The organism is Paraliobacillus sp. PM-2 (genome assembly GCF_001368815.1).
Lineage (GTDB): Bacteria > Bacillota > Bacilli > Bacillales > Amphibacillaceae > Paraliobacillus.
This window is the reverse complement of sequence record NZ_CTEI01000001.1, coordinates 25,662-48,376: the sequence shown is the minus strand read 5'-3', so window position 1 is coordinate 48,376 and position 22,715 is coordinate 25,662. Positions and strand designations below refer to the sequence as shown.

The 22,715-nt window shown below is 33.4% G+C and carries 20 protein-coding genes; 7 read left to right on the top strand and 13 right to left on the bottom strand.

The window, feature by feature from the left end:
* Positions 1-72 precede the first annotated feature (72 nt).
* The gene (locus BN1058_RS00240) at positions 73-1,086 is read right to left on the bottom strand and encodes a YkvI family membrane protein (RefSeq protein WP_090851143.1); all 1,014 of its coding nucleotides are present in this window, start codon (positions 1,084-1,086) and stop codon (positions 73-75) included.
* Between the two features lie 86 nt (positions 1,087-1,172).
* Between BN1058_RS00240 and yyaC the strand changes: the two genes are divergently transcribed.
* On the top strand, positions 1,173-1,820 hold the full coding sequence (yyaC, locus tag BN1058_RS00235; protein ID WP_090851140.1) for a spore protease YyaC: 648 nt from the start codon (positions 1,173-1,175) through the stop codon (positions 1,818-1,820).
* A gap of 111 nt (positions 1,821-1,931) precedes the next feature.
* On the opposite strand, the gene ygjK is transcribed toward yyaC, so the two are convergent.
* The 12 genes from ygjK to rpmH form a co-directional block, all read right to left on the bottom strand.
* The gene (ygjK, locus tag BN1058_RS00230) at positions 1,932-4,307 is read right to left on the bottom strand and encodes an alpha-glucosidase (RefSeq protein ID WP_090851139.1); all 2,376 of its coding nucleotides are present in this window, start codon (positions 4,305-4,307) and stop codon (positions 1,932-1,934) included.
* Between the two features lie 703 nt (positions 4,308-5,010).
* On the bottom strand, positions 5,011-5,718 hold the full coding sequence (locus BN1058_RS00225) for a DUF554 domain-containing protein (RefSeq protein WP_090851136.1): 708 nt from the start codon (positions 5,716-5,718) through the stop codon (positions 5,011-5,013).
* Between the two features lie 111 nt (positions 5,719-5,829).
* Complete coding sequence (locus tag BN1058_RS00220; RefSeq protein WP_090851133.1) at positions 5,830-6,672, bottom strand: ParB/RepB/Spo0J family partition protein; 843 nt, start codon at positions 6,670-6,672, stop codon at positions 5,830-5,832.
* On the bottom strand, positions 6,644-7,426 hold the full coding sequence (locus BN1058_RS00215; protein WP_090851130.1) for a ParA family protein: 783 nt from the start codon (positions 7,424-7,426) through the stop codon (positions 6,644-6,646). Before BN1058_RS00215 ends, BN1058_RS00220 begins: the two co-directional genes overlap by 29 nt.
* Positions 7,427-7,587: 161 nt before the next feature.
* On the bottom strand, positions 7,588-8,442 hold the full coding sequence (gene noc, locus BN1058_RS00210; RefSeq protein ID WP_090851126.1) for a nucleoid occlusion protein: 855 nt from the start codon (positions 8,440-8,442) through the stop codon (positions 7,588-7,590).
* Between the two features lie 358 nt (positions 8,443-8,800).
* A complete protein-coding gene (gene rsmG / locus BN1058_RS00205; protein WP_090851123.1) occupies positions 8,801-9,517 on the bottom strand; it encodes a 16S rRNA (guanine(527)-N(7))-methyltransferase RsmG in 717 nt (238 codons plus the stop codon).
* Positions 9,518-9,550: 33 nt separating this feature from the next.
* Entirely contained in the window at positions 9,551-11,440 is a 1,890-nt protein-coding gene (gene mnmG, locus BN1058_RS00200; RefSeq protein WP_090851120.1) for a tRNA uridine-5-carboxymethylaminomethyl(34) synthesis enzyme MnmG, read from the bottom strand.
* A gap of 45 nt (positions 11,441-11,485) precedes the next feature.
* Positions 11,486-12,862 (bottom strand): tRNA uridine-5-carboxymethylaminomethyl(34) synthesis GTPase MnmE, encoded by a 1,377-nt coding sequence (gene mnmE / locus BN1058_RS00195; RefSeq protein WP_090851117.1) that lies wholly within the window; start codon positions 12,860-12,862, stop codon positions 11,486-11,488.
* A 295-nt stretch (positions 12,863-13,157) separates the two neighbouring features.
* A complete protein-coding gene (gene jag / locus BN1058_RS00190; RefSeq protein WP_090851114.1) occupies positions 13,158-13,781 on the bottom strand; it encodes an RNA-binding cell elongation regulator Jag/EloR in 624 nt (207 codons plus the stop codon).
* The gene (gene spoIIIJ, locus BN1058_RS00185; RefSeq protein ID WP_090851111.1) at positions 13,778-14,560 is read right to left on the bottom strand and encodes a YidC family membrane integrase SpoIIIJ; all 783 of its coding nucleotides are present in this window, start codon (positions 14,558-14,560) and stop codon (positions 13,778-13,780) included. The genes jag and spoIIIJ overlap by 4 nt, the downstream gene beginning before the upstream one ends.
* Positions 14,561-14,702: 142 nt before the next feature.
* Positions 14,703-15,047, bottom strand: coding sequence for a ribonuclease P protein component (gene rnpA / locus BN1058_RS00180; protein ID WP_090851108.1), 345 nt, complete (start codon positions 15,045-15,047; stop codon positions 14,703-14,705).
* Positions 15,048-15,209: 162 nt separating this feature from the next.
* Positions 15,210-15,344, bottom strand: a complete 135-nt coding sequence (gene rpmH, locus BN1058_RS00175; RefSeq protein WP_090851105.1) for a 50S ribosomal protein L34 — start codon at positions 15,342-15,344, stop codon at positions 15,210-15,212.
* Between the two features lie 654 nt (positions 15,345-15,998).
* On the opposite strand from rpmH, the gene dnaA reads away from it, so the two are divergent.
* The 6 genes from dnaA to gyrB all read left to right on the top strand — a co-directional run bounded on the left by dnaA (position 15,999) and on the right by gyrB (position 22,680).
* Positions 15,999-17,351 carry a chromosomal replication initiator protein DnaA gene (gene dnaA, locus BN1058_RS00170; RefSeq protein WP_090851102.1) on the top strand — a complete coding sequence of 451 codons (1,353 nt, stop codon included), beginning with the start codon at positions 15,999-16,001 and terminating at the stop codon, positions 17,349-17,351.
* Positions 17,352-17,571: 220 nt separating this feature from the next.
* On the top strand, positions 17,572-18,714 hold the full coding sequence (dnaN, locus tag BN1058_RS00165) for a DNA polymerase III subunit beta (RefSeq protein ID WP_090851099.1): 1,143 nt from the start codon (positions 17,572-17,574) through the stop codon (positions 18,712-18,714).
* Positions 18,715-18,934: 220 nt separating this feature from the next.
* The gene (gene yaaA, locus BN1058_RS00160; protein WP_090851096.1) at positions 18,935-19,165 is read left to right on the top strand and encodes a S4 domain-containing protein YaaA; all 231 of its coding nucleotides are present in this window, start codon (positions 18,935-18,937) and stop codon (positions 19,163-19,165) included.
* 30 nt (positions 19,166-19,195) lie between these two features.
* On the top strand, positions 19,196-20,308 hold the full coding sequence (gene recF / locus BN1058_RS00155) for a DNA replication/repair protein RecF (RefSeq protein ID WP_090851094.1): 1,113 nt from the start codon (positions 19,196-19,198) through the stop codon (positions 20,306-20,308).
* A 53-nt stretch (positions 20,309-20,361) separates the two neighbouring features.
* Positions 20,362-20,655 carry an extracellular matrix regulator RemB gene (remB, locus tag BN1058_RS00150; protein WP_090851091.1) on the top strand — a complete coding sequence of 98 codons (294 nt, stop codon included), beginning with the start codon at positions 20,362-20,364 and terminating at the stop codon, positions 20,653-20,655.
* Positions 20,656-20,760: 105 nt separating this feature from the next.
* Positions 20,761-22,680: a DNA topoisomerase (ATP-hydrolyzing) subunit B gene (gyrB, locus tag BN1058_RS00145; protein ID WP_176694397.1), complete on the top strand. Its 1,920-nt coding sequence runs from the start codon at positions 20,761-20,763 to the stop codon at positions 22,678-22,680.
* Positions 22,681-22,715: the final 35 nt, after the last annotated feature.

Here is a 22,715-nt window from a genome sequence, read left to right as displayed (position 1 = left end):
ACCACCTCCTAGCAACGAACTAGATGATTACTATACTATTATTATCTATTCTTTATTTTATCACGTTCCTATTCATTTGTATCGGTTTAAAAATGGATATAACAACAAACTAGACAAAATATATAAATTTAACAGTCCATACAATGGATATAAATATTCAATTAATGTTGCAAAACCAAATGTTGTTAGAGGAATCATACAGACAACTAATATAAGGGCCATTAACCACATTGGCATACGAATGATTTCTTTTGCTCTTGAAACTAGACCAAGTGTTCCTGAAACTGCTGTCGTAAAAATAGCAAACCACAGTAAAATAGAAATGAAAATAAACATGGTGTATGGATAGTGTTTTAATATTGCAAATAAAGGAATTTCATATACTAGTATGTCGTTTGCAATCTGCACTAAGCTACTATTATATAAAAAAGAAATGGATCCCAATATTACTCCACTTCCTATACTAGAGAAAAGAGCTTCTTTTTTTGAATGTATCTGACCTCCTATGGCACCAAGAACAGCTACAAGTGGTAAAATATTTAATGCTGTGAAAGGGAATGCCGCAATCCAATTGCCTTGTTCTTTAATATCCGCAAAAATCATTAAATCTTGTTTTACTATAAAGGATATCAGAACACTAACTAATCCAACAATTAACAGAGGTAATATGATACTATTTAGTGATAAAACGCCATCTATATCCCAAATAAACACAATAACAACTGGTATTGCAATAAACACAATTCCCCACCAGTAAGGTAAACGAAATGCTTCCATTGTTACCCCACTGCCAGCCAGCATAATTACTGTAGTGGTAAATAAGTAAATAATAATCATACCGTCATATAAAGGGGCAAATCGTTTGCCTACCAATATCTTTAACACAGGTAAATAATCAGTCGTTTTATTTTCATAACTAATCAGTAAAATAGTATAACAACAAATCGTAAATAACGTTGCAAATAAAACGATAGCTAGTCCACTCTCCGGACCAAAAAATTGCCATAGCTCTCTACCCGATGCATACCCAGCACCGATCATTGTACCAATAATTAAAAAAATCCATTTCATTCCTGATTTAAACATGGCTTTCACTCCTATTTTTAATAACAATGTATAGAACAAAGTAAATACTCGTATACTAATAAAAATATGTATTTGGAGGAGAAGCTATGAATCTTAAAACTAAAACTCCTATCTTTCTGGAAAATGAAAAACGCTTTTTATATGATACAGCTTTTGTTAAGGAAAGGATTGCAGAAGCTTTAATAAACTGGCTTCCAGATGAACCAAAAGAATATATTATTGTATGTATTGGAACCGATCGTTCGACTGGGGATGCATTAGGCCCTCTAACAGGGAGTTTATTAAATAAACGAAAGTATAATCATTTTACTGTATTTGGAACACTTGAGAGACCGGTACATGCAACTAATTTAACTGATACCATTACTTTTATTAATCAAACATATACGAATCCTTTTATTATTGCTGTAGATGCATGCTTAGGCAGAAAATCATCAGTAGGTTCAATAATAGTTGGAACTGGCTCAATTCAACCTGGTGCAGCTCTACAGAAAGAATTACCTGCTGTTGGTGATTTGTATCTGAATGGCGTAGTAAATGTAAGTGGTTATATGGATTATATGGTCTTGCAAAGTACTAGATTACATATAGTAATGAATATGGCTGAGGTATTAGCAGGTTCCTTACATTATTTGGACACCTATCTCACTTACCCCTCAGCTAAACGTATGAAAAAAGAGACAGGAATTAATTATTCTTTTAATCAAAAGAAGTCCACTTCAGAGTCTAACTAATAGTATAAACTCCAATAGTGAACTTCTTTATTTTTTACTTATTTAAACATCTTTATATGATTCTGATTTGCTTTTAAGTTTTTTATTGAATAAATACTAAACTAATTTACACTACTTAAAAACACTTTGAGTTGTTGGATCATTACTCAAAATACTATTTTTATACAATAAATAATAGGATGCGGCTGACCAACTGAAATTTTTTGTACTAATTCCCTTACCATTTAACGGATTGTAATTTTCATGAATTGGGGCATTTCCCATTAAACCTTCTGCATGATTAAACAACTTTTTAGTTGCGTAGGTTGCTTCATTATTAAAACCATAGTTTTGTAAAGCTTCTACAGCAAACAAGGCTTGATCTAGCCATACTGGCCCTCGCCAATATTGATCTGGACTAAATTTCTCATTATCTTTGGATGCTGTTGGGAAAGGCATATACGTATTAAATTTATCTTCATCCATCATGTTATCTTTTACTTTTTCAGCTTGATGATTTGTTGCTAAATATGCCCATAGTGGAATCCAGCCTTCAGTACCCTTGCCTCTATTAACTAATAATTTGGTTTTAGAACCATCATCATTAATTTGTAAATCGTAAAAGAAACCTGTCTCTTCATCATACATATTCTCTTGGATGTACTTCTTCAATTTGTTTGCATCTTCCGTTAATGTTTTTTCATCTTCTTCCATACCAAGTTCAGCTGCCATAAGTGCTAAAAATCCTTTTTCAGCATACAGATATGAATTTAAGTCAACGGATTCTTGATTAATAGAGTAACCAACTACTTCTCCGTCTCTTTTGTTTTCAAATACCTTTACACCAACATCATCTTGGCCGCTACCTTCTTTATCAAAGCGAGTAGCATTATCCATACCACTCTCCCAAGCTGCAGCTTCAATAATAGCTTCTTCATTAAGTTTTGGTTTTTCATTTTCATCAATTATCACTTCGCCGTGTTCATCCGTTTGCCAATTAGCATCACTTACCATACTTCCATATTCAGAAACACCATTATTATCGTGATCACGATTTGTATACCACCAATTATGGTAATCCATCAATTTAGGATACATTTCTTCTAAAAACTCATTGTCATTTGTTTCTTTATATATACTCCAGACTGCCCAAGCTGCTAATGGTGGCTTGGAATTACGTTCATTCCAGTTCCCCCCATCTCCACCACGTGAACTATTTTGATTATAGAATATAACATCAATGATCGCACCTTTATCCTGTGGTCGAACATCATCATCTGCTTTAATCTGATAATCGAACAAAGCACGCATGTTGCTTTTAGCTAGATCAGGGTTGAAGTCCGATAAAGCAACAACAGCTTTCCACGAATCCCAGCTCCACATACCCATAAACCATTTATAAGACATAGAAGGAACTATGCCATCATGCTTAATGGCTCCAGCAGGACTTTGCCAATTAGTTATTAGAGTCTGAATTGATTTTACTACTGCATTTTGATATTCCGGGAAATTGTTTATTTTTTTACCAGAGAATGTTTTGTCTAAATATTTTTGCCATCTCTCCGTATTTTCTTTAAAATAATTTGCCTGGTTGTTTATATAATCAGATAATTTGTTTTTTTCTTTCGAAAATTCATCTTCTGTGAAAGTATATGACTCTGTCGTGTAGGTTTCAAAATTCCCACCTGCCTCTATGACCACTGAATCCTCAAGTGAAGATGTATAATCTAATCCGTTTATTTCTGTATTAACTTCTCTATCATGGAAAATATAATACTTTACTTCATCTGTAGCAAAGTAGTTCCACTGTTCTCGTATCTTACTAAAATTAACTTGTATTGCATTTCTGTCTTCTTTTAGGCTCGTTCCCATATTAATTGTTTTATCCCCATCAATAACCTCATTGAAAACTGAACCTTGCCAAGAAATAGCTAATTCTACCGTTTCTTCGCTGTTATTTTTAATATCTGTACGTATTAATGCAGAGCGATTACTAACAAAAATTAGTGATAAATCTAAAGTAATATCACCTAATTCATAGCTCTGTTGTAATCTACCAGGATAATAGGAAAAATCAATATGCTCACTTCTACTCAAATCATATTGTTCATTTGTTTCTTTGTTTACTATTTGAATACGATTAATAGAAGCAGATAGATTGACTGGGTACTCTTCACCAACAATTAATGGCCCAGCAAAACCACCTAACAAATTTTTATTATCTTTAGCAGGCTGATAATACCCATGCCAAGCGCCAAGATCAGAAAAATGATTAAACTTATTTGTTTGATATACTCCATGGGCTTCTTTAGTTGGATTAGCTGATAAGTCTAATAAGTTGGCAAATTGGTCAACGTTTGTACGAGCTATATTAAAATTATTATTGGCTTTATTCTCTAAGTCAACCTTTGAATTATTTGTCGTATTACTTTCTTTGTTTTCACATCCTAAAAATAGAAAGGTCAATGCAATAATAAATAAACTTACTAACAAATTTCTTTTTCTCATTTAATCACTCCTTAAAGTATTATCGTTCTCTTTTCACCAATAAATGTTTAGTTTTAAATTGTACTTTTTTGATACAGAAGATTTTAAAACTTAAATTCTAAGATTCACATGCATTCTCTTAATTTCTTTGATGTTATTCACACCTAATTATTGAATAGAAAATAATTAGGTTAGTATAAGTACTGCCTTAAACCTTTATAAGTTATTAAGAGGTTCATGCAACATTTACTATTCCTACTTTTTCAAGCCTTTATATATATTAAAAAAAGGCATAAGTATAAATAATGAAGCATAGCGTTTTTTCTTTGCATCATCATTGTATACTTATGCCTGATCGTATCAGTAACACGCAGATTAAATTGTTATTTATACCAAATATTAGATTTGAAAAAATTATATCATGTAAATGTTTTCGTTTTCAATAGAACTATTGCTTCTTTTAACTTCCTATAAAAAAGGAAATAAATCCAAACAAAAATTATATTTATTTTAATTTTTCAATCAACTGATGCAGTAAATTAGTACTACTTTAGGGATACTAACATAGTATTTATCTTATGTTAAATCTCCAATCCATCCAGAGGCTTGTTAATAGGAACAATTTTTAGTTAGTGTTCTCCATATTACATACTATCCTCATATTAGAAATTAGCTCAAAACTTACTTTTACTGAGGTTATTAGCAAGTATTGTAATCGTATTAATTAAAAAAATTGCTGATAAATAGCTAGCAAGAAACCGACTACAACCAATGAGGGTAGCAAGTTTGCTATTCTAATTTTCATAATGTTTAACATGTTTAAACCAATCGCCACAATTAATATGCCACCAACTGCTGTCATTTCTGTTATAAAGCTATCCAAAAAGATGTTAGGTACAATTTGTTGAATTGTCGTTGCTAATAAAGCAATACTACCTTGGTATAATACGACTGGAATAACAGATAAAACCACACCAAACCCTAACGTTGTTGTTAATATCATTGCCGTAAAACCATCTAAAATAGATTTGGTTAATAATACTTCGTGGTCACCTCTTAGTCCACTATCTAGTGCACCTACAATTGCCATAGCACCCACAACAAATAATAAGGTTGCTGTAATGAATCCTTGAGATATCTTTGAATGAACCCTCTTATTACTTATCACTGATTCTACCCATTTACCTAATTGATTTAAATGTTCTTCTACATTAATAAGTTCACCAATTACAGCCCCTATCATCATACTCATAAGTACAATAACAATATGATTCACCTGTAAGGCCATTTGTAATCCAATTAAAATAATTGAGATCCCTATTCCATTTAATATTGTTTCTTTAAAGCGATTTGGTATATTTGTAAACAACATTCCTAATATGGTTCCTATAATAATAGCTACTCCGTTCACAATAGTTCCAGTTAAAGCCAAAACAATCCCCTCACTTAAGATGTTCCACGTGAAACATTTAGTAATCTTTTCTATTATTTAAATCTTTTATATATAAAAAGTCTGGCATTTGTTTATTGCCAGACTTACAAGTTATTGAAATAATTCAAGAATACGATCTAAGTCGTCATCTGAAAAGAATTCTATTTCTATTTTCCCTTTTCGCTTACCTTTTTGGATTTTAACACTAGTGCCTAAATGTGTACGTAATAAATTTTCCCGTTCAGTCAAAAAAACATCTTTCTTTTCTTTTACTTTTTTCTTTTGCTCTGGAGCTTTATTATTTAACTTGGTAATAAGTTGTTCCAATTGACGGACATTCAGATTTTCATTTTTTATTTTATTTACTAAAGGCTGTAATTTATTTTTATCTTTTAAACCTAATAAAGCTCTTCCGTGACCCATAGATAACTCTCCATTATTGATTAGAGCACTAATTGGAGCTGGTAAACTTAATAAACGAATCAGATTGGCGATATGTGGTCTACTCTTTCCTAGTCGTTGAGCTAGTTCTCCTTGGGTCATTTTAAATTCTTCCATTAAATTGCTGTAGGCTTGTGCCTCTTCAATTGGGGTTAAATCTTCTCGTTGTAGGTTTTCTAAAAGAGCTAACTCCATCATCTTTTGATCGGTTAATTCTTTTATGATGACTGGAATTTTTTCTAAACCTGCTTCTTTTGCTGCTCTATAGCGTCGTTCCCCCGCAACAATCTCATAGCCTTTAATACTCTCGCGTACAATTAAAGGTTGAAGAATCCCATACTCCAAAATTGATTCTTTAAGCTCATCAATAGCTTCTGCTTGAAACGTTTTTCGAGGTTGATAAGGATTTGGTCGGCATGATTGAATAGATACTTGTTGTATTGTCTCTTCTTCACTTGATTCTTCTAATTCAGGGAAAAACACGTTAATTCCTTTTCCTAATCCTTTCGCCATTAGCGATCACTTCCTTTGCTAGATCAAGATATACTTCTGCTCCTCTAGATTTGGGATCATAAACGATAATTGGTTGTCCGTGACTTGGTGCTTCTCCAAGTCTTACATTCCGTGGTATAACGGATTTGTAAACTTTATCTTGGAAATATTTTTTCACTTCATCAATGACCTGTATACCTAGATTTGTTCTCGCATCAAGCATCGTTAATAAAACGCCCTCAATTGTTAATTGTTTATTAAGATGTTTTTGGACTAAACGAATAGTATTAAGTAATTGACTTAGACCTTCCAATGCATAATACTCACATTGAACTGGGATTAACACACTATCAGATGCAGTTAAAGCGTTAATTGTTAATAAACCAAGTGATGGAGGGCAATCAATAATGATAAAATCATACGTATTCAGCAGTGGTTCTAGTGCTTTTTTCAACCTGACTTCTCTAGATATTGTTGGGACAAGTTCAATTTCAGCCCCAGCAAGTTGGATTGTTGCCGGTATTACATCTAAATTTTCTACTGTTGTAGGAACACACACCTTTTCAGCATCTAAGTCTTCCACCAATACATTATAGATGCATTCATCCATGTCAGCCTTGTTTATCCCTGAACCACTTGTTGCATTACCTTGTGGATCAATATCTACTAACAAAACCTTATGGTTCATATAAGCTAAACATGCACTTAAATTGACTGAAGATGTCGTTTTTCCTACGCCGCCTTTTTGATTAGCAACGGCGATTACTTTTCCCATGGTGTCACCTACCTAGTTCAAACTCTATTGACTATAAAATACATTCTATCATTTTTTTCAAAAATAAACACAGAAATTAGATTTATTTATCGAATAAACAATTATTACACAAAAGAAAATCCCAATCTTGCAATACATGAAGAAGGGACTTAATAGGTGTATTATTTTTTCTTTGGAATTTTTATTGTTATCTGATAATATTCATCATGATCTTGTTCATCAGTCTCTAAATCTATTCCTGTTTCTGTGACCATATGAAGCGATTGCTTAATTGTATTTATCGCAATTCGCATATCCTTATTAATACCTTTTAATGTTGCTCGTTTCTTTTTTGGTGTTTGTTTTAATAATTTTTGTATTCTATCTTCGGTTTGCTTTACATTAAGATTCTTATCTATAATTTCTTGTAATATTTTTTCTTGCTTTTCAGGATCTTTAATAACAATAAGTGCACGAGCATGTCTCTCTGTAATCTTTTTCTCCAGAATAGCAGTTTGCACAGCTTCTGGTAGTTTTAGTAGACGCATTTTATTCGCAATGGTTGATTGACTCTTTCCAAGTCGTTGTGCTAAAGCTTCTTGTGTTAAACCGTGTATATCCAATAATCTACCATAAGCTTTTGCTTCTTCAATAACTGTGAGTTCTTCTCGTTGTAAATTTTCTATCAATGCAACAGAAGCTGTTTCTGCTTCCGTCATTTCTCGAATAATTGCAGGGACAGTTTCCCATTCTAAAAAGGTGACAGCACGCCATCTTCTTTCCCCAGCAATTAATTCAAATTTCCTTCCTTGATTGTCGGTATCCATCTTACGAACCACAATAGGTTGAATCATACCGTGTGTATGGATTGTTTGTGCCAATTCCTCAATCTTTTCCTGATTAAAAATGGAACGTGGTTGATAACGATTTGCAGCAATTTCTTTTACTGGAATTTGGATGACTTCGTCTGGCACATATTCATCCACAACTTCTTCCTTGTCACCTATGCCGAATATTCGGCCAAATGGGTGCAACATACATTAGACACCACCTTAATCTCTTTCCTATGCTACCTTACCAAATCCATCTATTGGTTTCACAGGATCATAATAATGAAGTAGCTTTTAATTTAATGTTTCACGTGAAACATTAAATTATTTTCCTTAAGATAAGTATTCATTACTTATCTGCGACGTTATTCTAATTCTTATTCTACCATATTATCTTTTAAAATAGGAAGATGATATGGGAGAAATAAAAAAAATAGATTTTATATATTGTATTTGATCAATGGTAAGAAGTAGATGCACTATCCTTGATAACTTTGTACATCTACTTGTTAGTTTTACTTATATTTAATTAGCAGTCCGTTATAAGCAATCGTATTATTAAAAATTATTGAATGGGTGTTTTATTTGGTACACCTGGTTTCCTTGGGAATTTTTTTGATGTTTTTCGTTTTTTATTAAAAATAACAATGTTTCTTTCCCCGCTATTTTCTGGAAGTTCAAACGTATTAATCTCTTTAATTTCTCCACCTAACAATTCAATAGCCGCTTTAGCATCTGCTATCTCTGCTGTTGCATTTGGTCCTTTCATCGCAATAAATGAACCATCCGTTTTACATAATGGTAAACATAACTCACTTAATGCGGATGTTCTTGCAACAGCTCGAGCCATCACGACATCAAACGAATGCCTGAATTGTTCACGTTTACCAAATAGCTCTGCACGGTCATGATAAAATGCTACATCATTAAGTTCAAGCTCATGGGCCAACTGATTCAAAAATGTAATTCGTTTTTGTAATGAATCAACGATCGTTACTTTTAATTGTGGAAAACATATCTTTAATGGAATACTCGGGAAACCAGCTCCTGCTCCTACATCACATAAATGTAATTCTGTTGTAAAATCAAAATAAAAAGCAGCAGTAATCGAATCATAAAAATGCTTTAAGTAAACCTCATCTTCCTCTGTAATTGCAGTTAAGTTGATTTTTTGATTCCACTCAATCAACGTTTTAAAATATATATCGAATTGTTTCTTTTGTTTATCAGAAAGATTAATTCCTTGTTGTTTTAATTGAGCTGCAAAGGTATTTGCATTCATCATTAACAATCCTTTCTATTACCATACTGCTTTTTATATTTCATTTATTCTAGCAACATTCCCTTGTTCAATATAAACAAGTAGAATGGAAATATCAGCTGGATTTACACCAGAAATACGGGACGCTTGTCCAACTGATAAAGGACGTACTTTTTTTAATTTTTGTTTTGCCTCTGTGGCAATTCCACCAATTGCATCATAATCAATGTTATCTGGAATAAGTTTATTTTCTGTTTTTTTCATCTTGTCAACTTGTTGGTTTGATTTTTCAATATAACCTTGATACTTAATCTGGATTTCCACTTGCTCTTTCACATCTGCAGGTAATGGCATTGATGCCTCTGTTACCTTTTCAATAAATACGTAGTTAATTTCAGGTCTTTTTAGCAAATCAGCAGCTTTGTTTGGTTCTTTAAGTGGTGTAGCACCAATATTATCCATTAACTGATTTAGTTGGTCGGAAGGTTTAATCGTTTGTTTCGCTAAACGTTTCTTCTCTTTTTCTACTTGTTCTTGTTTTTCAATGAATTCGTTATATCGTTTATCAGATATTAGCCCTAATCGGTAACCAATTTCTGTCAAACGCATATCAGCATTATCGTGTCTCAGCAGTAAACGATATTCTGCCCTCGATGTTAACAGACGATAGGGTTCATTTGTCCCTTTTGTTACTAGGTCATCAATTAATACCCCTATATAAGCTTGTGAGCGATCAAGAATTAATGTTTCAGCATTAAGTGCTTTAGCTGCTGCATTAATACCAGCTATTAGGCCTTGTCCAGCTGCTTCTTCATAACCAGACGTACCATTAATTTGCCCCGCTGTAAATAAACCGGCTATATTTTTAACTTCTAATGTTGGCCATAATTGTGTAGGTACTACTGCATCATACTCAATTGCGTATCCTGCGCGCATGATTTCCGCTTCTTCTAATCCTGGAATTGAACGTAGCATTTCTCTTTGAACAAATTCAGGTAAAGATGTAGATAATCCTTGAACATAAATTTCTTCAGTATTTCTTCCTTCCGGCTCTAAGAAAATTTGATGACGTGGTTTATCATGAAAACGAACCACTTTATCTTCAATAGATGGGCAATAACGTGGGCCTGTTCCTTTTATCATCCCAGAATACATGGCGGATAAGCCTAAATTATCATCTATAATTTGATGTGTTTTTTCGTTCGTATAAGTTAACCAACAAGGAATTTGATCGACGATTGCTTCCACCGTTTCATACGAAAAATGACTTGGATTTTCATCACCTGGTTGAATTTCTGTTTTAGAATAATCGATTGTGTGACTATTTACACGTGGAGGTGTTCCAGTTTTAAAACGAACAAGATCAAACCCTAATTCCTCTAAGTTTTCAGATAGCTTAACTGAAGCACGTTGATTGTTGGGGCCACTTTCGTAAGATAAATCACCAATGATAACGCGACCTCTCATAAATGTTCCAGTTGTTATAATAACTGATTTTGCATAATAAGCTGCTTTCGTCTCCGTAATTACACCCTTACAGACTCCATCTTCAACGATTAATTTTTCTACCATACCTTGGCGTAAAGTTAGATTATCTATATTTTCTAATTGTTGTTTCATTTCCTGAATGTATAATGGTTTATCTGCTTGTGCACGTAAAGCACGAACAGCAGGTCCTTTACCAGTATTAAGCATGCGCATTTGAATATAGGTTTTATCAATTACCTTCCCCATTAACCCACCTAATGCATCTACTTCACGAACAACTACACCTTTTGCCGGTCCTCCAATGGAAGGATTACAGGGCATAAAGGCTATCATATCTAAATTTAATGTAAGCATTAAGGTTTTTGCTCCACGTTTAGCACTTGCATTAGCAGCCTCCACCCCTGCATGGCCAGCACCTATCACGATTACATCAAAATTTCCTGCATCATATGTCATTGTATTAACTCTCCTTTTTAGTCTATCATTTATAGACATGAACGCTTATTTTCCAAGACAGAACTGTGAGAACAATTGATCAATCAGACTATCCTGAACGGTATCACCAATAATTTCGCCAAGTAATTGCCATGCCCTTGTTACATCAATCTGAACCAAATCAATTGGCATTCCATCTGTCATACCTGTCATTGCTTCGTCCAATGCATCCATTGCTTGTTTTAGAAGCTGAATATGCCGAACATTTGAAACATATGTTAAATCATTCGATTCTAATTCACCAGCAAAAAAAGTATCTGCAATTGCTTGTTCTAATTGATCAATTCCTTTTTCTTCTATTAATGCAGTCGTAATAATTGGTTGATCATTTGCTAATTGTCTTACCTTTTCTTCATCTATTTTCTTTGGTAAATCTGTTTTATTAATAAGAACAATTACTTCTAGGTCACGTACTAATTCAAATAATTTTTTATCTTCTTCTGTTAAAGATTCATTATGATTGACTACTAATAAAATTAGATCAGCTTCTTTTAGTACTTGTCTAGAGCGTTCTACCCCTATTTTTTCAACGATATCTTCTGTATCACGAATACCTGCAGTATCAACTAAGCGAAGTGGTACGCCTCTTATGTTTACATACTCTTCTATTACATCACGCGTTGTTCCAGGTATATCCGTAACAATTGCTTTATTTTCATGTACTAATGCATTCATTAATGATGATTTTCCAACATTCGGTCGACCAATAATTGCAGTTGAAATACCTTCGCGCAAAATTTTACCTTGTTTCGCCATTTGTAATAGCCGTTCAACCTCTTGATAAACCTGTTTTGTTTTGATAAGCATCATATCGTGTGACATCTCTTCCACATCGTCATATTCTGGATAATCAATATTTACTTCTACATGAGCAACCGTTTCAATTAGCTCTTGTCGTAATTGATGAATTAACTTAGATAATTTCCCATCCAATTGTTTAATAGCTACATCCATTGCTTTATCTGTTTTAGCACGAATCAAGTCCATTACTGCTTCAGCCTGAGATAAATCAATACGTCCATTTAAAAACGCACGTTTAGTAAATTCACCTGGTTCAGCCAAACGCGCCCCCATTTGTAGCGCCAATTCCAAAAGGCGATTAACTGATGCCAATCCACCATGACAATTTATCTCTACTACATTTTCTCTCGTAAATGTTTTTGGTGCTTTCATAACACTTACCATTACTTCTTCAATAAATTGATCTGTTGTGGGATCAATTATTTTACCATAATGTATGGTATGTGAGTCAGCCTCCATTAAATCTTTTCCATGGAAGATGCGATTCGCAATCTCTACAGCTTCATCACCACTTAATCTTACAATAGCAATTGCTCCCTCACCTAGTGGTGTTGATATCGCTGCAATCGTATCTTTTTCCATATTTCCACCCCACTTTTTTGATTCCTTTTATTTATTTATTATTAACCTGTTTGTTTTTATTAGACACTTGTCACTAACTTACAAGAATATCATATAATCATCCTACTTGAAAAGCAATTTAGTTAATGGTTTTATCCACATGTGCATACTATCTTTTAGTAACTATAAATCGAAGGGTTTTGTTGTTTTGGTTTTTATCCACATGTGCATAACTTATGGTTAGATTTTTTTTGTTTTATTATTATATAAAAAAAGAGTTACCTCAGATGAGATAACTCTTTTAAACATACATTTATTATTTCATTGGTTTTATTACAACGTGTCTATGTGGATCAACACCATCTGAATAAGTTTCAACCTTATGATTATCCTGTAGTGTACCATGAATAATCTTTCGCTCAAACGATGGCATTGGTTCTAAAGATACATGTTTATTTATTTTAGTGGCTTTATCTGCTAAACGATGGGCAAGCTGTTCTAATGTTTGCTTTCTTCGTTCTCGATAACCTTCTGCATCAACAATAATATTATATCGCTCTTTAGCTTTTCGGTTGATCATCGTTTGAACAAGATATTGCATCGCATTCAATGTTTGACCACGTTTACCGATAATCATAGCCAATTTCTCACCCGTTAATTCGAATGTAATTGTATTGCCTTGAACGAAAGGTTCTACCTTTACTATTTCGTTTGTAAAACCAGTAAGGATATCGGTAAGATAGTCTTTCACTAATTGAATAGGATCTTCAGCAACTGTAACTTTTACAATTGCTCGTTTTGAACCAAATAATCCTAAAATCCCTTTTTTACCTTCATCAATAATCTCTACATTGACTTGGTCCTCTGTGGTGTTTAACTGCTTTAATGCTGATTGGACCGCATCCTCAACTGTTTGTCCAGAAGCAGTTACTTGTCTCACTTTTTGTTTCCTCCCGCTGTTGATTCCTTATTCATCATTGGTTTACGAATAAATAGGGTTTGCAATACCATAAATACGTTACCAACTACCCAATACAGCGCAAGTGCAGATGGGAAGAATAATGCCATAACCCCAATCATAATTGGCATCATATACAACATCATTGTCATCTGTGGCATTGCCGCATTTTGTGATGTATTTGTTCCTGCCATCATTAGCTTTTGTTGTAAGAAAGTTGCACCGGCAGCAACAATCGGTAGGATATAATATGGATCTGGTTCGCTTAATTGGAACCATAAGAAACTACCATCATCAAGATGTGGTGTTCGCATAATGGCATGGTAAAAAGCAATTAAGATTGGCATCTGTACTAATATTGGTAAACAACCTGCCATTGGATTTACACCATTTTTTTGGAACAATTCCATAGTTTCCTGCTGTAATTTTTGTTGCGTTTGCGCATCCTTTGAACTATACTTTTCTTTCACTTTTTGTAATTCTGGTTGAATGTCTTGCATTGCCTTTGAGCTTTTTAGTTGTTTAATATTTAGTGGTAACAAGATCAAGCGAATAATAATCGTAACCACCACAATTGCTAATCCAAAACTACCACTAAATAGCTCTGCTGCTTTTGTGATGACTATAGATAATGGATACACAAAATAAGAGTCCCAAATCCCATCACTTTCACTTGTAATATCAGAATTGATATCTCCACAACCAGACAATAGCACTAATAATCCGATTAAGGCCACTAATAATAAGACCTTTTTACGCATACTCTTCCTCCTTCATTCCACTTCTTACATATATATAAATTATTCATAACTATAAATATCATATATCATACAAAAGATTTAGAACAACGTAAATAGTTGCTACATCATTGTAAAAGGGAAAACTAAAATTATTTATATTTGATTAGGAGCGTTTTAACAATTCAGTTTTTGACAGCACATGTTTCAAACTTTTTTTTACTTGATGATAATCCATCTCTTTTGTAGGTACACGTGCAATAATGACGATGTCGAAAGATGGATCAACCTGTTCTTTCAACTCTAAGAAAGCTTGTCGTAAATACCGCTTTACACGATTACGTACTACAGCATTACCGATTTTTTTGCTGACAGACAATCCAATCCGAAAATGTGGTTGTTTCGGATTGTCTAAAAAGTAAATAACTAACTGTCGATTAGCAAACGATTTCCCGTTTTTAAAAACATCTTGAAATTCTTCGTTTTTTTTAATTCGATATGTTTTCTTCATGGAATGTTACCTCCATTATACACTAAAATCCAATCAGAACGAATCACCAATAAGTGGTTTAACCATAGCCCATTTATCCATTATTCATGTACTATTCTTTGTCAAACACACTATAAAGGTTGTCCTAATTGGAAAAAAGACCACTGACATGATCTCAGTGGCCTATGCAGATAATACTTTTCTTCCCTTTTTACGACGGCGAGCAATAACTTTTCTTCCGTTTGCCGTACTCATGCGAGAACGAAAACCGTGAACTTTTTTACGTTTACGTGTATTTGGTTGAAATGTGCGTTTCATGTATAAAACACCTCCCTGAGGAATTGACTTTTTATAATAAAAAGACAGCCTAACATATTATACGGAATAAAGACACCTTCTGTCAACATGGTCCCTAATATTTAAGTATTAGGATTTTAGAAAAAAATACGTATTCACATAAAATATTATCAGTAATTAACAGTTGATATAGATCTAATCTGCATTTTTTTATTATCCACAGACCATGTGCATTGTTTTATTTATCTATTTTTCTATCCACAAGGATTGTCTACAAATTACGCACAAAATATAGTACTGTGGATAGAAAATGTCTACAAGGTGTAGTTTATGTGGATAAGTGTCGAAATACCCTTGCTATATTAGTATTTATTTGGTATTATATTTGTGTTTTAACATGTAAATAAAATAAAAACACACAAATGCTATCCACAGATTGTGGATAACGTGTGGACATGTGTTCACATCCTTGTTTATTTATTTATACACAAGTTAGTGGATAATTAATAAAACTTGCTTTTATCCTGATTTATTCTATACTTAACTATCCACAACTACGGAAATCTTATATGCCTTTCGATCCCTTCTTGAATTGGGATTGCGAGAGGCTTTTTATTTCTAATTAACTATATGCTTTCAATAGAAGTAATATGCCAAGAAAGGGGTGAAAGTTAAATGGAAAACATTGAAGAACTATGGACAAGTACACTAGCTAAAATAAAAGAAAAAGTAAGTAAACCCAGCTATGACACTTGGTTAAAAAATACAAGTGCTGAAAATATCACAGAAGACACCATCATTGTTTCTGCTCCAAATGAGTTTGCTCGTGATTGGCTTGAAAGTAGATATACAACTTTAATATCTGATGCTTTATTTGAAGTAACCGGAGCCAAGTTAAAAACAAAATTTGTTATTCCTGAAACTGAAAATCATCAAGAAAGCAAAACACAAGAAGCTAAAAAAATACCAACTGTTAAAACAACAGAAAATAATCAACCACCAAAAACAATGTTAAATGATAAATACACTTTCAATACCTTTGTTATTGGATCTGGTAATCGCTTTGCACATGCTGCTTCACTAGCTGTAGCAGAAGCTCCAGCTAAAGCATATAACCCTCTATTTATTTATGGAGGCGTAGGCCTAGGTAAAACACACTTAATGCATGCTATTGGACACTATGTACTTGATCATAATCCTGATGCAAAAGTAGTCTATTTAACTTCCGAAAAATTCACAAATGAATTTATTAACTCAATTCGTGATAATAAAGCTGAAAATTTCAGAAATAAATATCGAAGTATTGATGTCTTATTAATCGATGATATTCAATTTCTAGCAGGAAAAGAACAAACACAAGAGGAATTTTTCCATACATTTAATACCTTACATGAAGAGAGTAAGCAAATTATTATTTCAAGTGATAGACCACCAAAAGAGATTCCTACTTTAGAAGATCGCTTACGATCAAGGTTTGAATGGGGATTAATTACAGATATTACACCACCAGATTTGGAAACCCGTATTGCCATCTTGCGTAAAAAGGCAAAAGCGGAAGGATTAGATATTCCTAATGAGGTTATGCTTTACATCGCTAATCAGATTGATACAAATATTCGAGAATTAGAAGGAGCACTGATTCGTGTCGTTGCCTACTCTTCCTTAATTAACAAAGACATTGATGCTTCACTAGCAGCTGAAGCACTTAAAGATATTATTCCTAGTTCCAGACCGAAGGTAATTACGATAGCAACCATTCAAGAAGTTATTGCTGAGAAATATCATATAAAACTAGAAGAATTTGCTGCTAAAAAACGTACAAAATCAGTTGCTTTCCCTAGACAAATTGCTATGTATTTATCAAGAGAGCTTACCGATTTCTCTTTACCGAAAATAGGAGAAGAGTTTGGCGGAAGAGATCATACAACAGTTATTCATGCGCACGAAAAAATTTCTAAAATGTTAAGCGAAGATGACAACTTAAATCGTGATATTGAAGAAATAAAAGAACGATTAAAATCAATGTAACCAGTAAAAAATAAGATTATTAACTAATTGACGCTTTTATACACATGTGAATAACGTGGATAATCTTTACACGTTTGCCAACACCTTATCCACAAACGCGTGACTATAATATACAGTTACATTTTTCAGTTATCCACATACTAACAAGCCCTATTACTATTACTACGAATTTTATTATTAATAATTAATATATATAACTTCCCTTAGGAGGATTTCATTTATGCGTTTTATTATTCAACGTGATCAATTAATTGAAAGTATTCAACACGTGATGAAGGCTATATCATCTCGTGTAACTATACCGATTTTAACTGGAATTAAAATCGAAGCATCAAAAGAAGGAATTAAGTTAACTGGAAGTGATTCAGATATCTCCATTGAATCTTTTATACCGAGAGAAACCGATGGAATGATTCATGCTGAAGAAATAACAGAAGGTAGTGTTGTTGTTCAAGCAAAATACTTTCCAGATATTATCCGGAAACTTCCTCTGAAAGCAGTAGAAATTATAGCTGATGAAAATTATCAGGTTACAATAAAATCAGGTGGTGCTGAATTTCACCTGAATGGTCAAGATGCTGCAGAATATCCGCAATTACCTGTCTTACATACAGATAATTGCTTTACATTAAAGAATGAAGTATTAAAGGATTTAATCAAACAAACCGTTTTTGCTGTATCTACCGTTGAAACAAGACCAATTCTTACTGGTGTTAACATGAAACTAGAAGCAGAATTTTTACATTTTGTTGCAACAGATAGTCATCGGCTTGCTTCTAGAAAACTACCAATAGAAATATCAAATGACCAAGTCAACTTTAATAATGTTGTTATACCAGGAAAAAGTCTATCTGAATTAAATAAAATTATTGAAGACAATGACGACAAAATCACAATAAGTGTGACGGAGAATCAAATTTTATTCCAAACAAAAAATCTGTATTTCTTATCACGTTTATTAGATGGAAACTACCCTGAAACATCACGACTTATTCCTGATGAGAGCAAGACAATTATATATGCAAAAACCAAAGAGTTGTTGCAAGCAATCGACCGTGCCTCACTATTGGCAAAGGAAAATCGTAATAATGTGGTTAAACTCCAAACGAGGGAAAATCACCAATTAGAGATTACCAGTAATACACCAGAAGTAGGAGAAGTGGTGGAAGATTTATCTACAGATGGAATAGAAGGCGATGAATTAAAGATTTCCTTTAGTGCTAAGTATGTGATCGATGCATTAAAAATCATTGAAGAAGAACAAGTGAAAATTGAATTTACAGGTGCTATGCGACCATTTATTATAAGGCCGATAGATAATGAATATATTTTACAATTGATTTTGCCAGTACGAACGTATTAATTTTATATAAAAAGATAAAATATAAATCATTAGAGATAAGCTAAAAGGGGTTGTTTATGAACAATCCCTTTTTCTTTAGTAATAAGATTGTCCACAAAACTTTGCTTATCTCAAAATGTTTAGTAAAATAGAAGGAAGGGCATTAAATTGAACGGTGCAACAAAATGAATAATACCCCATAGATATGATACTATCTATTTCCCACGAAGGAGGATCTGTTATGGATACAGAAAAAATAGGTATAACTACGAATTATATTACACTTGGTCAATTTCTCAAGCTTGCTAATGTTGTGGAATCAGGTGGAATGGTAAAACTATTCTTAGCTGACTATGAAGTATTTATAAATGATGAACAAGATCAACGTAGAGGCAGAAAATTATATCCCGGAGATCAAATTAATATACCAGATGTTGGTTTATTTGAAGTTTGTGCGGAAGAAGCTATGTAATTACTGTGATCGGTTAGAAAGGGAATTATTATGCATATTCAAGAATTATCGCTTGCTAATTATCGAAACTACCAAGATTTATCTGTCACATTTGATGATAAAGTAAATGTAATCATTGGTGAAAACGCCCAAGGGAAAACAAATTTAATGGAAGCTATATATGTACTTGCTTTTTCCAAATCATACCGTACGCCTCGTGATAAAGAACTTATTCAATGGGAACAAAATTATGCTAAAATAAAAAGTAAAGTATACAAACGTAAACAAACCTTTCCATTGGAAATACAATTTTCAAGTAAAGGGAAGAAAGCAAAAATAAATCATTTAGAACAAAGAAGACTTAGTGATTATATTGGCGCTTTAAATGTAGTTATGTTTGCTCCTGAAGATTTAAATTTGGTAAAAGGGAGTCCTCAAATTAGAAGACGGTTTATTGACATGGAAATCGGTCAGATTCAACCAGTGTATATTTATCATTTAGGTCAATATCAAAAAATTCTAAAACAACGCAACCATTTATTAAAGGATCTCCAGCGCAGAAAAAGTAAAGATCTTACAATGTTGGAAGTTTTAACAGAACAATTGATTGAGCATGCTAGTGTTATTCTTGAAAAGCGATTCTTATTCTTGGATTTATTACGTAAATGGGCAGGACCAATCCATAAAGGAATTAGTCGGGAAAAAGAAAATATGGAAATTGGTTATTTAGCGTCGATAGATGTATCAGAAATGGAAGATAGGGAGAAAATAAGAGCTAAGTATACTAATAGTTTTCATTACATGGTAGATAAAGAAATCGATAGAGGTAATACGCAGATCGGTCCGCATCGCGATGATTTAATATTTTATGTTAATGGAAAAGATGTACAGACGTATGGTTCTCAAGGCCAACAGCGGACAACCGCGTTATCATTGAAACTAGCGGAAATTGACTTAATTAAAAGTGAAGTAGGTGAATATCCAATTCTCCTATTAGATGATGTGTTAAGTGAACTGGATCAATATCGCCAATCACATTTATTACATACAATTCAAGGTAAAGTACAAACGTTTGTATCTACTACAAGTATTAGTGATATTCAGCATGATACGATTCATCAGGCTGAACTTTTTCATGTAGAAAATGGTTCAATTATTATGTAATACGTTCATTATTAAAGTTTCTATAATTTTAAGTGAAGAATAGGGGGATTAACATGTTTATTCATATTGGAGGAGATGACATCATTGAATCAAAAGATGTCATTGCTATTATTGATTATCAGTATGTTGCTTCTTCATCGATTAATGAGGAAATGGTGAATAACCAGAAAAAGGCTAATAATGTGTTGAGTTTCCATGGAGAAGAAACAAAATCAATAATTATTACAAAAGATCACATTTACTATAGCCCCTTATCTGTCTTAACACTAAAAAAACGCGCTAGCATGATTTCTACAATTAGCAAATTAGATGATTATAGTAATGATGAAACATTTGAAGAAACCTAACACGGTCATTTCATATGCAATGTCATAAATTTGAGCATAAAGTTAAGAAAAATAAGGAAAGAAGAAAAGAGTGACTTTCCAAATAGAAACGTGGGTGAATTGACAATGGAAGAAAAAGTTTCAACACAACAAACATATGATGAAAATCAAATACAAGTATTAGAAGGTTTAGAAGCAGTTCGAAAAAGACCTGGTATGTATATTGGATCTACGAATGAAAAGGGATTACATCATTTAGTCTGGGAAATTGTTGATAATAGTATTGATGAGGCGCTAGCAGGATATTGTGATCATATTCAAGTGTTTATTGAAAAAGACGATAGTATCACAGTAATGGATAACGGACGTGGAATACCAGTAGGCACACACGAAAAAACAGGCCGTCCTGCCGTTGAAGTAATTATGACAGTTCTTCATGCAGGGGGGAAATTCGGTGGTGGAGGTTATAAAGTTTCAGGTGGACTTCACGGCGTTGGTGCATCAGTTGTGAATGCTCTTTCTACATCTCTAGAAGTTTATGTGCACCGTGATGGCGAGCTTCATTACTTAAGCTTTAAACGCGGTGTACCTGATGAAGAATTACAAGTAATTGGAACAACCGAGATTACTGGTACCCGTATTCACTTCACTCCTGATCCAACAATTTTTGATGAATCAACAACGTATAGTTATGATGTTTTATCACAGCGATTACGTGAATTAGCTTTCTTAAATAAAGGCTTAACTATCTCAATTGAAGATAAACGTGAAGAAGATAAGACAGACACATTCCATTATGAAGGTGGTATACGTTCTTATGTTGAGCATTTAAATCGCTCTCGTGAAGTACTACATGAACCGTTCTTTGCTGAAAAAGAAGAGTCAGGTATTAATGTCGAAGTTGCTTTGCAATATAATAACGGCTTTGCTAGTAATATATACTCTTTCGCAAATAATATTCATACCTATGAAGGCGGTACCCATGAATCAGGTTTTAAGACAGGATTAACTCGTGTCATTAATGATTATGCACGCAAAAACAATTTATTCAAAGAAAATGATCCCAATTTAACCGGCGATGACGTCCGTGAGGGACTAACGGCGATTATTTCTATTAAACATCCTGATCCTCAATTTGAAGGACAAACAAAAACAAAATTAGGTAATAGTGAAGCACGAACAATTACTGACTCGACCTTTAGTGAATTATTCTCTAAATTTTTATTTGAAAATCCAGATACAGCTAGAATTGTTGTAGAAAAAGGTTTAATGGCTTCTCGCGCAAGAATGGCAGCGAAGAAGGCTCGTGAATTAACCAGACGTAAAGGTGCTTTGGAAGTTTCTAATTTACCTGGTAAGCTTGCAGATTGTTCATCTCGAGATGCAGCGAAAAGCGAACTGTATATCGTTGAGGGGGATTCTGCAGGCGGTTCAGCGAAGCAGGGACGTGATCGTCACTTTCAAGCTATCTTACCATTGCGAGGGAAGATTCTTAATGTAGAAAAGGCAAGGTTAGACAAAATTCTATCGAACAATGAAATTCGTATGATTATTACTGCATTAGGAACTGGTATCGGAGAGGACTTTAATATTGAAAAAGCGCGTTATCATAAGATAATCATTATGACAGATGCTGATGTGGATGGTGCACATATTCGAACGCTATTGTTAACTTTCTTCTATCGCTATATGCGCCCATTAATTGATTACGGATATATCTATATTGCGCAGCCACCACTTTACAAGGTACAACAAGGAAAAGCAGCTTATTATGCATATAATGAAAAAGAGATGGAACGTATTGTTGAAGAATTGCCTAAACAACCGAAACCAGGTTTGCAGCGATATAAAGGTCTTGGAGAAATGAATGCAACACAATTATGGGAAACAACAATGGATCCAGACAATCGAACATTACTTCAAGTTAATCTAGAAGATGCAATTGAAGCCGATCAAATATTTGATATGTTAATGGGTGACAAGGTAGAGCCTCGTCGTAATTTCATTCAAGACAATGCGGTTTATGTAAAGAATTTAGATGTATAAGAAAATAGAGAAATTTGTATAAAGTGAAGGTAAGT